We start from the raw sequence: 13,825 nt of genomic DNA, 5'->3' as shown, positions 1-13,825 counted from the left end.
AAACTGATACTATCTAAACTCAATTTTTAGGAAAAATAGCGAAAGATAGCTGTTTTTCTGGAAAAGGCTATCACGCCTTATCATTTAAACCTTTCCAGATTTATTTCAGAAACCACCTGTGTTGGTACATCATTACTATGCGTTGATCGGGAAATCGGTCAGGCTTAACCTTTCTACCAATACTGCCAATACTGCCAAGCGTTAAGTTAGCAGGATAACATCAAGGCCTTGAGTTCGCTCAAGGCTTTTTTAGAACCCGACTAAAGTAATTTTCCCTTGGGCTAACACCCCCATTTGGCAGGAAAAATCGACCCGTTTATCCGCTTCTTTGGCAAATAGGGTTTCTAGCTTTTCAAACGATTGAGGGATAAAACTGATATTTTTTAACTTCAAGCTTTTGCGGGTTTGATTATCAAGAAACGCTAATGCGGAGGCACTTAACACTTTCTGGCAAGTATCGAGAATATCTTTACTGACCATTTTGCTGTGTACCGCTTGTTGTAGTTGCTCTTTGGTAATGCTGGGGTTGCCTTTAGCAAAGACACAAACGGCGTAGATATCAAGCAGTGCCACCGCGCGCGGCTTTTGCGTTTCGCCATCTTCATAGACTGCCATCAAGCAAGGGATTTTACTCTCATCAAACGATTGGCGACGAATATTATTCAGCACGATATCAGCACCCACCGTTCTTTTTAGCAGCTTTTCTAGTTGCGAAAGCTTTGGTAATGCTAATTCACCTTGCAGTTCAACCATTTCATCTAATTCAATGCAGCTCTCTTCCGCTCCTTGCACTAAGGGAAGTAGTTTTTGGTGTAGCTCACCGTCGACAAACGGTTTAGACAACACAAACGACGCTCCAGCTTTAAGCGCCTGTTTGATTTGTTGCTCATCGGCTACAGTGGTGAGCATCGCCACCTTTATCCCGAGCTTACGTTTGGTTATCGCTTGTGTCAGCTCCAGCCCCGTCATGCCGGGCATGTGCCAATCTGTTAAGACAATATCCGGCTGCCAACTGCCAATCAGCTTGAGTGCGGCCTTACCATTGTCTGCCTTTTGAATGGACAAACGTCGGTAGCCAAACGCCTCTAAGGCTCGTCTGACTATTTCAAGTGTCGCTTTACTGTCATCAACAATGAGAATCTTCACAGCACATTTTTCTATGACCTAACTTGTTCAAAGTATAGGCACATTTTTTTACAACAACTAAACTTACCTGAAAATACAGCAACAAAAGTGGGTTTATGTGATGCCAATACAAGAGTTCCTCACCGAAAAGGTTTTATCGCTCTTAGCGATCGATCTCGGGCTTATTATCTTGTTGGCTTGGTTTTTTATCCTGCTGCTGATCCTGCGTGAATTTAGGAAATTTGCGCATGGTTTTACTCGTAATAAAAGTGATAGCGATGAAGACACGCTTCATCTATGCCAACAATCGGTTGAAAATGCGTTGAACTACACCGCAGAGCATAGCTCGACTCTGAATGATTTAATCATCATTCAAAAAGCGCTCGAGCAACAGGTTTCTCTCATCAAAAATTCCTCTTCTCAGGGCATTAGTGCCGAAGATCAGGCTTCAATTGATGAGCTCAATGAGAAATTGAGTAAATCGCATAAGTTGATCCGCAAACTGAAAGGCGATCTCGATAAAAGTGTGAAAGGGCTACGAGTGACTCGTAAAAAACTCTTTGCTCAAACTGATACCGTTGACAGTTTGAAAGAAGAAAAAGCCACCATCGAAAAAGAGTTTGAACAGTTAGAAGCGGAATACATCAAGATCAGTAAAGCAGGTGATTTCTACGAAATGGCAAAAAATTATCAAGCCGAGAAAAAAGAACTACTAGAGACCATTGAGAAATACAAAGAGCAAGCCAAACAAGGTGGCACTTCTGTCGATGTCGAAGCGATGAAAAAACAGTTGTATCACATCAGTAAAGAGAAAGATTTTATCGAACAACGCTATCTACAATTACTCGAAGAGGGAAAGAAAGAGTAGCGCTGCCGCCATTTCTGACGGCAAACTGAGACACTTATTTAACGCAAATCACATTGAGTAATGAGGAACCTTTCAGTTGGCTGACTTTACCGTTGGTAAAAAGCCCTTTTTGCGACCATCCCCAATAAGGTAAGTGCATTGGCCATTGGTTACTGTCCATCTGTTTTGAATCCAAAAGGCGTTGCCACTCTTCTTCCGTTACCAAGCGCATCGCCATTTTTTGGCAGGTTTTTTCTGCCACCTCATAGTTTAGACGGCTCCATGCTAAGCCATGTTCCATATAGAACTGTTCATCACTCGAACGTAAATGAGGCACCACAAACTGCAAACCGTTTGCGGTGGTGCTCAAACGAATTTCAACCGCTGGCGGAACATTAAGAGCTGGCGCTTTGGTTGATGGTTTCGTTGATAATGGCGAACTCGCCATTTCCACTTGTGGTTTCGGTAAAGACTTTTTGGTGATTTGTTTTGCGGCAGACGTTGCTTGAGCGGAAGTTGTCTTTTTTATCGGCGAGCTAGACTGTGGGCGCCCTTTGACAACCTCACGAATGAAAGCTTCTTTGTAACCGGGGATTTGCTGGATAAGAGGCAGTTCTTTTTTTACTTGCTCATAATCAGTATAAGGACCGATTAAGCAACGATACGTTTTCGCTTCTGGTTTTAGCCATACATCGGTAGAAATATGGGCATAAAATGCTTTGGCTTTCAGCAAAGATAATGGCTTATTTAACACACCACACTGAATCCAAAAAGTGGATGATTGCCCTTTAGGCTTTTTCTTTCCCCATAAACCTTGCCCTATTGGGCATGCTTTATCAAGAATGGGCAACTGATCGACAGAAGCTTGAGTCGCATCACAAAGAAAATCTTCCGCCCAAGCGGGTTGAAATAAAGCCAGCGACGCCAACACCGTTAGGCTTGATGTCAAACACAGGGTCGTTTTCCGCATCAGGGTCATCATATTGAGTCCATATACTTGCTTAATAGTAGTGACAACATTACCGATTCAATGTTCCCTAGTTCAATGGATTTGGGTTGGGTATAACAAAAATACTAGCAAAAAAAGAGCCGCATTTGACGGCGGCTTTTAGTTTAGGGATTTTCTTTAGCAAAAATCAATTGCCACATCACCCTTTGTAAATTTTTGGGTTAAAAACATCGCGTAGCCAGTCACCCAACAGATTGATCACCAACACTAATGTGACTAGTACAAAACCTGGGAAAGCCGTAATCCACCAAGCGCCAGAGAAGATGTAGTTAAAGCCCATGCTAATCAAAGCACCCAATGATGGCTGATCGACTGGCAAACCTAAACCTAGGAAAGAGAGTGCCGCTTCAGACATGATCGCATTGGCAATTTGTACAGTTGAGATAACCAAAATAGGCGATAAACAGTTAGGTAAAATATGGCGAAACATGATGCGTGGCGATTTAAAACCCATCACACGAGCCGCTTCCACATACTCTTTTTTCTTCTCGGCGAGCACGGACGCACGAATTGTCCGCGCGTATTGTGGCCACTCAGCCACGCCAATAATAACCACCAGCATCACAACCGCATACTGACTATAAAATTCACTCCCAAAACTGGCTTTGAAAATTGCCGAAACAATGATCGCCACCATCATGGTTGAAAACGATAGCTGTACATCAGCAAAACGCATCAAAAAGCTATCAATACGTCCACCAAAGTAGCCAGCAGAAAGGCCAATCACGATACCAAGTAGCAACTGTAAACCGACCGCCAAAAAGCCAATCGTCAGTGATAGACGCGAACCATACAGTATGGTCGACAAAATATCGCGCCCTTGCTCATCTGTGCCGAGAACAAAGCGCTCATCGGCTCCGTCCATCCAAGAGGGAGGTAATTCTGCATCCATCAGATCAATCGATGATAGGTCGTACGGGTTACTGGGGGCAATGAGTGGCGCAGCGACAGACAAAGTTAAGAATACCAAAAAGATGACGAAGCTGGTCATCGCCACTTTATCACGCAAGAAATAGTACAAAAAATCAGACTGTTTAAAACGCTCCCAACGAGATGGAGCAGCAGCAAATTGGCTCATGATTAAGCTCCTTTTCCAGTAAGGTTCACAGTCGGGTTAATCAGACCGTATAACAGATCGACAATGGTGTTGGTCACAACGAAAATCAGGCCAACAAAGATGACGTAAGCAGTGATCAGCGGAGTATCAACTCGGTTGATCGCTTCAAGGAAAAGAAAGCCCGTACCCGGCCACTGAAAAACGGTTTCGGTCAAGATGGTGTAGGCCACCATAGTCCCAATTTGTACACCGCCGACGGTTAGCACCGGTAACATGGTATTTTTAAGTGCATGTTGGTAGTAAATTTTGTTCAATGCCAAGCCTTTAGCTTTAGCAAATTTGATGTATTCCGAGCTCAGCACTTCCAACATTTCAGAACGCACTAAACGAATAAACAGCGGCAGCATGATCGATGCCAGTGAAACACAAGGCAGCACCAAGTGTGCTAATCCATCAGCCGTGAAAAAGCCAGATTCCCAACCCAACCAATTGGCGGTTTCCCCTCGTCCATACGATGGTAACCAACCTAACGTGATCGAGAAAACGTACATCAACATAATCGCAGTTAAGAACACTGGGATAGAAATACCAATACTGCTGCCCGCCATCACCACTTTGGTAAAGAAGCTTTTGGGATGAATAGCGGTGTAAACCCCTAATGGAATGGAACAGACAATGATGATTACGGTCGCACCGAGCACAAGCTCTAACGTTGCGATTAATTTATCGAGAATAACGTCTACCGCAGGACGTTTGAAAAAGTAGGACGTGCCTAAATCACCCTGCACCGCGGCCGTAATAAAACGAGTATATTTGGCAATGAAAGGATCATTCAGTCCAAGTTCATCGCGCAGCGCTTGGCGCTCGCTTTCTGAAACAGACTGCCCAACAAGCTCACGCAATGGGTCGCCTAAGTTATCCTGAATGGCAAACGCCACCAGACTGATCACAAACATCACTATCAGTGCCTGAAACAGGCGCTTGACCAGAAACGAAAACATTCCTTGCCCCTTAAACTATCCATGATGGTTCTTTTTAAAATTGAATTAACTTTAATAGGAACGAAAAAATTCAGCCTAAAAAATGACACTCGACCCGACTGAAATAAAGCAAAGTGCAGAGATCTTAATAAGGCATCCAAGCGGATGCCTTGAGTGACTTAAGCGCCGCCCACATTACATGAGCGGCCAACTTAAGAAATTACTCGCTAACGACTAGGTCGCCGAAATAAGGGAATTCCATCGCGTTAACAATCGGTTTGATATCTAAAGTAGATTTCGCACCCCACGCTAGGTTTTGCCAATGCAGTGGAACAAATGCTGCGTCGTTGTACAAAGTCACTTCGACTTTTTGCAGCATCTGTGCACGTTTCGTAGGATCGGTTTCTACGTTTGCCGCTTCAACCAACTTATCCACTTCTGGATTTGAGTAGTGACCACAGTTGTACTGGCCTTTACCACTCTCTTCGTTACGTGTCATGGTTAAGAACTCGGTGAAGTTTGCTGAGTCTTCAGTATCTGAGTGCCAGCCAATCATTAGCAGATCCGCGGCGCACTTATCAAACTCAGGCCAATATTGCGCTTTTGGCATGGTTTTAAGATCAACCTTAATACCAATTTTCGACAACATCGCCGCTGCAGCTTGTGCAACTTTCGCATCGTTCACATAACGGTTGTTTGGCGCGATCATGGTGAGCGTCAGCCCTTTCTCATAACCAGCCTCTTTCATCAGCTCTTTCGCTTTTTTCAAATCAAAACGAGGCACAAGGTTCGCGTCATAACCAGAATAACCCGCTGGGCCTTGTTGGCCAGCTGCTGTCGCAAAACCTTTCATGATTTTGTCAACGATACCTTGGTTGTTGATGGCGTGAACAATGGCTTGACGCACACGAACATCTTTCAGTGCTTCATTGCTGTTTTGGTTCATTTGGAAGGTGATGATGCGCGTACCCGGTAAGGTCACAAGATCAATACCTTTGGCTTCTTCCACACGTTTATGATCGTTTGGCGCAACAGGTGCAATCATATCCACATCACCCGAAAGGAGCGCCGCAACACGAGTGGCATCTTCTTTAATCGGTACTAAGGTCAGTTTGTCTACGTTGCCTTTTGATGCGCTATCCCAATAATCTTTAAAGCGTTCAAATTCCACTTTTACGCCTTGTTCGCGGAAAGTCACTCTAAATGGGCCAGTACCAGAAACGTTGGTCGAAGCAAACGAGTTGCCGTGCTTCACAATTTCAGATTTCTCTTTACCATCAGCCGCTTTGCCCGAATAGAACTTGCTGTCCATAGGGAAGATGTAGGTTGCGGTTTGCAGAACCAGCGGATAAGCGCCTTTGGATACGATCTCGACGGTGTAATCATCCACTTTGACCATCTTTTCATACGGTTCAAAAATAGCTTTGAAATCAGGAGAATCTTGTAAACGATCGAACGTCCAGACCACATCGTCTGCCGTCATTTCGTTACCTGAATGGAATTTCACCCCTTTACGCAGCGTAAAACGGAACGTTGTATCATTGACACGTTCCCATTTCTCAGCAAGGCGAGGTTCAAAATCAAATGTCTGGGTGTAACGAACGAGAGGATCAAACACCATGTGAGACATTTGTAGCGTACCACCAGATAGCTGCTCATGCGGGTCAAGTGACACTGGGTCAGCATCATAAGCGACGGTAATATTGGCCGCGCTAGCTGCAAAGCTTAAGCCTGCCGCCATCAAAGCTACTGTTAGTTTGCTTTTCATGGTTTTCATTGCATAACTCCTTATGCGGGAATCCAAATCCCTAGTTGTTGTAATTGCTTCTGTTTATTCATTCCAAGCACGCTTGGTCATGATATCTCTATCTGTAACTTTTTTGGCTTACGCCGTTACTACATCTTCTCTTAAGCCCGTAAACTCAGGCATTAAAGAAATCAAATGCTGGCTGTATTGGTGTTGAGGTGACTTAAACAACTGCTCTGTAGGGGCGACCTCCAGTAAGGTCCCCATTTGCATGACCCCGACACGATCGCACATTTGGCGGATCACAGGTAAATCATGGCTGATGAACAGCATGGTCAAATTGAGCTCATCTTGCAGATCTTTCAATAGGTTTAAGATCTGCGCTTGCACAGACACGTCGAGCGCGGACGTGGGTTCATCACAAATCAATAAGCGAGGACGCGTGGCGAGTGCACGAGCAATCGAAATACGTTGACGTTGACCGCCGGAAAACTCGTGCGGATATTTCACTCCCGCCATCTTACCTAGCCCTACGTGCTCTAAAAGATCATGCACAATTTGCCGTGTTTCCGCTTCGCTACGGGTTAATTTATGAAAACGAATCGGCTCGGCAATGATATCGAAAATCTTCATTCTCGGATTCATTGAGGTATAAGGGTTTTGAAACACCATCTGCATCTGGCGGCGCATCGGACGGCGCTCGTTTTCCGATTTCAACGCAGTAAGATCAATCCCTTCAAAACAGACTTTGCCTGAATTTGGTGCGTACAAACCAGCAATCACGCGTGCGATGGTTGATTTACCGGAACCTGATTCCCCAACCAAACCAAAAGTTTCCCCTTCAAACACCTCAAAACTGACGTCATTTGAAGCTTGGACATATTCACGGCGACTTTCAAACAATGAGTCTTTAGTCGTAAAGCGTAAATTCACGTTTTCTACTGTCAGCAGTGGGCCTGTGTATTGGCGATTATCTTGGCTCTGACCCAACCAATGGTTTTTAACATCCAGTGGTTTTAACTCACTTGCCTCTTCGATATAGCTCACCAGCGGAAAGCGATCGAGTTTTTTATCTGAGCGAGGAACGGCGGAAATCAAACTGCGCGTATAGGAGTGATCCGGAGCGCCCAACACTTTAGCTGTCGGTCCAAATTCAACCAAGTCACCGCGATACATCACCGCGACGCGATCCGTCACGTTCGAGACCACACCCATATCATGGGTGACCAGCATACAACCAACATTGTTTTTAATGCATAGCTCGCGGATGAGGCTCAAGATTTGATCTTGAATAGAAACGTCTAATGCCGTGGTCGGTTCATCGGCAATAATAAGATCAGGTTCACCCGCCAGCGCAATGGCAATCACAACACGTTGACGCATGCCACCAGAGAATTGGTGTGGGTACTGCTTCAAACGGTTTTCAGGCTGAGGAATACCCACTTGCTTCATCAAAGAAAGTGCACGCTGATACGCTTCTTCCTCAGTCACTTTCATATTGGCGTGGATGGTTTCTGTCAGTTGATGTTCAACCGTAAATAGTGGATTAAGCGACGTCATTGGGTCTTGAAAAATAAAGCCAATTTTAGAGCCGCGAACTTGGCGCATCTGCTCAGGCGATAGGCCTGAAATCTTCTCACCATCTAAGAACACATCGCCACTGGCAATGAGACCGGGTGGGCTCAATAAATCGATAACCGCATTACCTACGGTCGATTTTCCGGCGCCTGATTCTCCCACAACCCCAACAATTTCACCCCGCTCGATATTAAACGAAAGCGATTTCACAGCAACGTGAACACCATGACGCGATGGGTATTCAATACGCAGGTTTTTTACTTCTAAAAGTGACATCCCAGACCTCTACGACTTGGGCAGTGTTGTGCCCTGTCTGTAACTACCTTTGAACAACAAAGCGTTCAAAGCCAGTAAAAATGAATCCATTCATACCAGTACAATATTCTGGTAATTAACAAGGCCATCAATTTGGCAAATATTTCACAGAAAAGCAACATCGATAGGATAAAAAGTCGATATCAAATCAAACCAAAGCAGTAACATCGTATTTTTATGCACCAAATATGCATTAATCATTGGTATGACCAATATTCTAGCACGCAGTAATACACCCCAAAACATAGACGTTAAGCCTAAGAAAACGCCAATTTACCATGCATTCTAAAAAAGAATGCAGAATAAAATTTCAAATTATATTTCGGCATATCACGTAACACATTAGAAACAAAAACCAGAATAACCAACAAAATGCCAGACTAAAAACTAATGATAAAGCAGAAAAGCAGTGAATTCATCTGAACAGAAAATTTAGGGTTTAGCCTTTAAACATGATAATTCACTGACTTAATGAGATAGGAGCCAATAAGGAATCGAACATTGAATAGAGAGAATGGTCTTTCGACTGAGGCTTATTAAGATGGCCGGTGAAGAGCCCGGTTTTGAAAATCAGACGAACCCCACTTTGGCTCTCATTACCTTGATTAAGGCTCCAAACACCAGATGTTAAAAAGCCCCAGTCTTTCGACTGAGGCTTATTAAGGTGGTCGGTGAAGAGCCCGGTTTTGAAAATCAGACGAACCCTACTTTGGCTCTCATTACCTTGATTAAGGCTCCAAACATCAGATATTAAAAAGCCCCAGTCTTTCGACTGAGGCTTATTAAGATGGCCGGTGAAGAGCCCGATTTTGAAGATCAGGCGAACCCTACTTTGGCTATCATTACCTTGATTAAGGCTCCAAACATCAGATGTTAAAAAGCCCCAGTCTTTCGACTGAGGCTTATTAAGGTGGTCGGTGAAGAGGGATTCGAACCCCCGACCCTCTGGTCCCAAACCAGATGCGCTACCAAGCTGCGCTATTCACCGATATATCTCTTTCTTCTCGATTTTCACCAAGAACGGAAACCGAAGTTACCGAATAATGGGGTGGCTAACGAGACTTGAACTCGCGACAACCGGAATCACAATCCGGGGCTCTACCAACTGAGCTATAGCCACCATCAAACTTTGCAATAACCGCTTGCTTGCCGTTATTTTTCTTTTCATTTTTAACCAATGAGAAGAAAAGAAAAGTGGTCGGTGAAGAGGGATTCGAACCCCCGACCCTCTGGTCCCAAACCAGATGCGCTACCAAGCTGCGCTATTCACCGATACAAATTCATTTTTTGGAATAAACGAGAGAAAACTCTCTGCTCCGCTATTCCTAACATCATGATGCACTATCAAACTAGTCTATTCATCGATGTAAATCTTTTTTCTCGACTTTCACCAAGAAAGGAAACCGAAGTTACCAAATAATGGGGTGGCTAACGAGACTTGAACTCGCGACAACCGGAATCACAATCCGGGGCTCTACCAACTGAGCTATAGCCACCACTGTTTTGCCAATTTGCTACTTATTTACATAAGCATCCGGATGGCGCGCCCGAAAGGATTCGAACCTTCGACCTTTGGCTCCGGAGGCCAACGCTCTATCCAGCTGAGCTACGGGCGCATGCCCTATCGGCGGAGTGGAATAATACGGAGTTCACACTAGGGCGTCTAGTACTTTTTCAACTTTTTTTATCGTTTGACGCCTTTTTCATCAGATAACCATTATTACCTCTATAATAAGGATGTGACTCACCCCTTGAAGATCGCAACTTGTTGTTTATTGCAACAACTTATCGGGATATAATCACCCAATATTTACATTGATTTAACAGCTTGAATGGCTTTTAAATCAGCCACACTCTAAATCTAAGTATAAATAGGTAAGCATGAACTTACCTTTGGAATATAAAGTGAGTTTAATGGATATGTCTCGACGAATCATAAGCGTGTTATTCGCTGCTTTAACCTTTTCTAGTGTTGCATTGGCAACCAGCCAAGCTGAATACGATGCCATTGCTGATCGCATTAAACCTGTAGGTGATGTTTACTTAGCGGGTAGTGAACCCGTTGCGGCAGAGCCGACAGGCCCTCGTGATGGCGCGCAAGTTTATGGTACATTTTGTATCGCTTGCCACTCTACAGGCATCAGTGGCGCACCTAAAATTGGCAATGCCGAAGAGTGGGCTCCACGTATCGCCCAAGGTAAAGATGTATTGAAAAATCATGCACTGCAAGGCTTTAATGCCATGCCAGCTAAAGGAACCTGTATGGATTGCTCTGACGACGAAATCGTTGCCGCCATTGAGCATATGATTGCAGGTCTTTAATACATTAATTCCTATAAAACAAAGGTTTGGCTTTAATTCCAAACCTTTGTTTTTATTATTTTTTAAGCACTATTTCTTAAACATGGCAGCGCGCAAATTAGCAATATGACTTTGTCCTTTCGCCATTCGCTCTTCTTGACTTACTGGCTTTTTGCTCTGTTCCCACTCAACATCGTCAAAGGGTAATTCATCCAAAAAGCGACTTTGTGTGGGTTTAAGCAGTTCCCCGTATTGACGACGTTCTTTACACATAGTGAAAGTCAGTTCTCGCTGCGCGCGAGTTATCCCGACATACATCAAACGACGTTCTTCTTCGACGTTGTCCTCATCGATACTGGTTTGATGAGGAAGAATACCCTCTTCAGTGCCAATCAAATAAACGTAAGGAAATTCAAGGCCTTTCGATGCATGCAATGTCATCAACTGAACGGCATCACTCTCATCCTCTTCTTCACTTCGCTCCATCATGTCGCGTAGGGTTAAGCGCTGTACAACTTCTTTGAGTGATTTTTCTTGTTGGTCATAGTTGTCACCTTCAAGGTCGGCCACAATCCAAGAATAGAGATCAGAGACGTTTTTCATACGCATTTCGGCCGCTTTGGGGCTGGAAGAGGTTTCATACAGCCAATCTTCATAATGAATATCTCGGACTAATGATCGCACCGCTTCAACGGTATTGCCTCGTTCAGCTTGATCTGAGATAGCCACTAACCATTGCGTAAACTGACGCAAGTTGTCGAGCCCTCTTCCAGACAAATGATGCTCTAAGCCAAGTTCAAAACTGGCCGAAAACAAGCTTTTGCCACGCATATTGGCGTAACTACCCAATTTCTCCAACGTGACTGGGCCAATTTCTCGTTTTGGCGTGTTCACAATGCGTAAAAAAGCATTGTCATCGTCAGGGTTCACCAACACTTTGAGGTAAGCCATGATGTCTTTAATTTCGGCTCTGGCAAAAAATGACGTTCCACCGGATAACTTATAAGGCACGCGGTTTTGCAGCAGCGATTTTTCAATTAAGCGTGACTGATGATTACCGCGGTACAATATCGCGTAATCACGATATTCGGTGCGATTGAGAAATTTATGCGCAATCAGTTCACCAGTGACCCGCTCCGCTTCATGATCTTCATTTTTCGCTAGCAGAACTTTGAGTTTTTCACCCTCAGGGATCTCAGAAAAAAGCGTTTTCTCATACACGTGTGGGTTGTTGGCAATCAGAATATTGGCCGCTCTCAAAATACGGCTGGTTGAACGGTAGTTCTGCTCAAGCTTAATCAGTTTAAGATTTGGGTAATCTTGCCCCAGCAACACGAGGTTTTGCGGTTTCGCCCCTCGCCAAGAATAGATGGATTGATCATCATCACCCACCACGGTTAAACGGCCACGTTCTCCAACCAACAATTTCACTAACTCGTATTGACTGGTATTGGTATCTTGATATTCATCCACCAGCAAGTAGCGAATGCGGTTTTGCCAACGCTGACGAACTTCGGCGTTGTTTTGCAATAACAGCACCGGCATTAAAATAAGATCATCAAAATCGAGCGCGTTATACGCTTTCATTTGCTTTTGATAAAGATCGAAGCAGTAAGCGAACTGCTGTTGTTGCTCACCTTGAGCAAAACCTTTCGCTTGCTCTGGCGTCAACATGTCGTTCTTCCAGTTGGAGATGGTGCTGAGCAATTGGCGCAGCAGATCTTTATCGCCCTCGAGCTGTTTCTCTGTCAACTCTTTGAGCAGCGCAAGCTGATCTTGGTCGTCAAACAGAGAGAACCCCGCTTTCAAGCCCAAAAATTTATATTCCCGACGAATAATATTGAGGCCTAAAGTATGAAATGTGGAAACGAGCAGCCCTTTTGATTCAGCTTTTCCAAGCGTTTGTGCTACCCGCGCCTTCATTTCTCGAGCGGCTTTGTTAGTAAATGTAACGGCAGCAATGTTGCGCGCTTTATAATCACACTGTTGAACCAAGTAAGCGATCTTGTTGGTAATTACGCGCGTTTTACCCGAGCCAGCCCCCGCCAATACTAGACATGGGCCCGATACATATTTGACGGCTTCGTCTTGTCTTGGATTCAGCTTCATGAGGTACTCGTATCACTTTTATTTGGGCCGTCTATGATAATGCCGCGCTTTACCGATTACTACGTCATTCACCATAAGATTTTTGTCATTTTACTACACTAGTGTATTGCATAAGGGGCTATAGTTTGGTCTATAATGAATGAACGTTCATTCACTGTGGGATGTCAGCATGTCTAACTGTATTCACGTGGATAAGTACCAGCAGATATTGGTGGCCGCTGAAAAGCTGATCGCTGAATCTGGATTTCAAGGCTTATCGATGCACAAATTAGCCAAAGAAGCCGGTGTCGCAACGGGAACAATTTACCGTTACTTTGATGACAAAGATCATCTTCTCGTGACAGTTCGCTTACACGTTTGTCAGCACATTGCTGACGCGGTGCAAGCCAATATTGATGATGAGATGCCTTTGAAAGAACGCTTTAAAATGATGTGGCTTAATATCTGGGAATTAGCACAATCAAGCAGTGCAACACTCAGCAACCGAGTTCAATATGAATCATTGCCAACAACAATCAGTTGCAATGTTAAGGAACTTGAGCGAAAAATGTTTGCCAAAGTGGATTTACTATTTGATCAAGGTAAAGAGCAGGGATTATTCAAGCCGTTGGATAACCAGATTTTGTCTGCTTTAAGCTTCGAAACAACGGTCGCCCTTGCCCGTAAAAAAGCGATGGAATGTTATCAACTGGATGACAGCGCACTCAGTGCTGTGATTGACGCCAGTTGGGATGCAATTACTCAACACTAACTTGGA

The 13,825-nt window shown here is 44.3% G+C and carries 10 protein-coding genes and 5 tRNA genes; 3 read left to right on the top strand and 12 right to left on the bottom strand.

Annotated elements, in window-relative coordinates; genetic code table 11:
* Positions 1-249: 249 nt before the first annotated feature.
* A complete protein-coding gene (locus tag AACQ79_RS01745) occupies positions 250-1,146 on the bottom strand; it encodes a response regulator (protein WP_170899635.1) in 897 nt (298 codons plus the stop codon).
* Between the two features lie 97 nt (positions 1,147-1,243).
* Between AACQ79_RS01745 and AACQ79_RS01740 the strand changes: the two genes are divergently transcribed.
* Entirely contained in the window at positions 1,244-1,993 is a 750-nt protein-coding gene (locus AACQ79_RS01740) for a chromosome partitioning protein ParA (protein ID WP_088729276.1), read from the top strand.
* A 34-nt stretch (positions 1,994-2,027) separates the two neighbouring features.
* Here the strand turns inward: AACQ79_RS01740 and AACQ79_RS01735 are convergent, their stop codons facing one another.
* From AACQ79_RS01735 to AACQ79_RS01690, 10 genes are all read right to left on the bottom strand, one after another.
* Complete coding sequence (locus AACQ79_RS01735; protein WP_170899634.1) at positions 2,028-2,954, bottom strand: SPOR domain-containing protein; 927 nt, start codon at positions 2,952-2,954, stop codon at positions 2,028-2,030.
* Between the two features lie 166 nt (positions 2,955-3,120).
* Positions 3,121-4,059 carry an ABC transporter permease gene (locus AACQ79_RS01730; RefSeq protein ID WP_010319654.1) on the bottom strand — a complete coding sequence of 313 codons (939 nt, stop codon included), beginning with the start codon at positions 4,057-4,059 and terminating at the stop codon, positions 3,121-3,123.
* Between the two features lie 2 nt (positions 4,060-4,061).
* The gene (locus AACQ79_RS01725) at positions 4,062-5,039 is read right to left on the bottom strand and encodes an ABC transporter permease (protein WP_013855660.1); all 978 of its coding nucleotides are present in this window, start codon (positions 5,037-5,039) and stop codon (positions 4,062-4,064) included.
* 199 nt (positions 5,040-5,238) lie between these two features.
* Positions 5,239-6,795, bottom strand: a complete 1,557-nt coding sequence (locus AACQ79_RS01720) for an ABC transporter substrate-binding protein (RefSeq protein WP_170899633.1) — start codon at positions 6,793-6,795, stop codon at positions 5,239-5,241.
* A 108-nt stretch (positions 6,796-6,903) separates the two neighbouring features.
* Positions 6,904-8,619, bottom strand: coding sequence for a dipeptide ABC transporter ATP-binding protein (locus tag AACQ79_RS01715; RefSeq protein ID WP_019281822.1), 1,716 nt, complete (start codon positions 8,617-8,619; stop codon positions 6,904-6,906).
* A gap of 950 nt (positions 8,620-9,569) precedes the next feature.
* Positions 9,570-9,646, bottom strand: a tRNA-Pro gene (locus AACQ79_RS01710).
* Positions 9,647-9,702: 56 nt separating this feature from the next.
* A tRNA-His gene (locus tag AACQ79_RS01705) sits at positions 9,703-9,778 on the bottom strand.
* Between the two features lie 75 nt (positions 9,779-9,853).
* Positions 9,854-9,930: transfer RNA gene (locus AACQ79_RS01700), tRNA-Pro, on the bottom strand.
* Positions 9,931-10,078: 148 nt separating this feature from the next.
* A tRNA-His gene (locus tag AACQ79_RS01695) sits at positions 10,079-10,154 on the bottom strand.
* 43 nt (positions 10,155-10,197) lie between these two features.
* A tRNA-Arg gene (locus AACQ79_RS01690) sits at positions 10,198-10,274 on the bottom strand.
* Positions 10,275-10,572: 298 nt separating this feature from the next.
* Here AACQ79_RS01690 and AACQ79_RS01685 point away from each other — a divergent pair.
* The gene (locus AACQ79_RS01685) at positions 10,573-10,980 is read left to right on the top strand and encodes a c-type cytochrome (protein ID WP_088718017.1); all 408 of its coding nucleotides are present in this window, start codon (positions 10,573-10,575) and stop codon (positions 10,978-10,980) included.
* Between the two features lie 69 nt (positions 10,981-11,049).
* Here the strand turns inward: AACQ79_RS01685 and rep are convergent, their stop codons facing one another.
* On the bottom strand, positions 11,050-13,068 hold the full coding sequence (gene rep, locus AACQ79_RS01680) for a DNA helicase Rep (RefSeq protein WP_170899632.1): 2,019 nt from the start codon (positions 13,066-13,068) through the stop codon (positions 11,050-11,052).
* A 139-nt stretch (positions 13,069-13,207) separates the two neighbouring features.
* Between rep and AACQ79_RS01675 the strand changes: the two genes are divergently transcribed.
* Positions 13,208-13,819 carry a TetR/AcrR family transcriptional regulator gene (locus tag AACQ79_RS01675; protein ID WP_013855653.1) on the top strand — a complete coding sequence of 204 codons (612 nt, stop codon included), beginning with the start codon at positions 13,208-13,210 and terminating at the stop codon, positions 13,817-13,819.
* Positions 13,820-13,825 lie beyond the last annotated feature (6 nt).

It is taken from the genome of Vibrio sp. 3-2(1), from assembly GCF_963887575.1.
Classification (GTDB): Bacteria; Pseudomonadota; Gammaproteobacteria; order Enterobacterales; family Vibrionaceae; genus Vibrio; species Vibrio anguillarum.
This window is presented reverse-complemented; position numbering and strand designations above follow the sequence as displayed.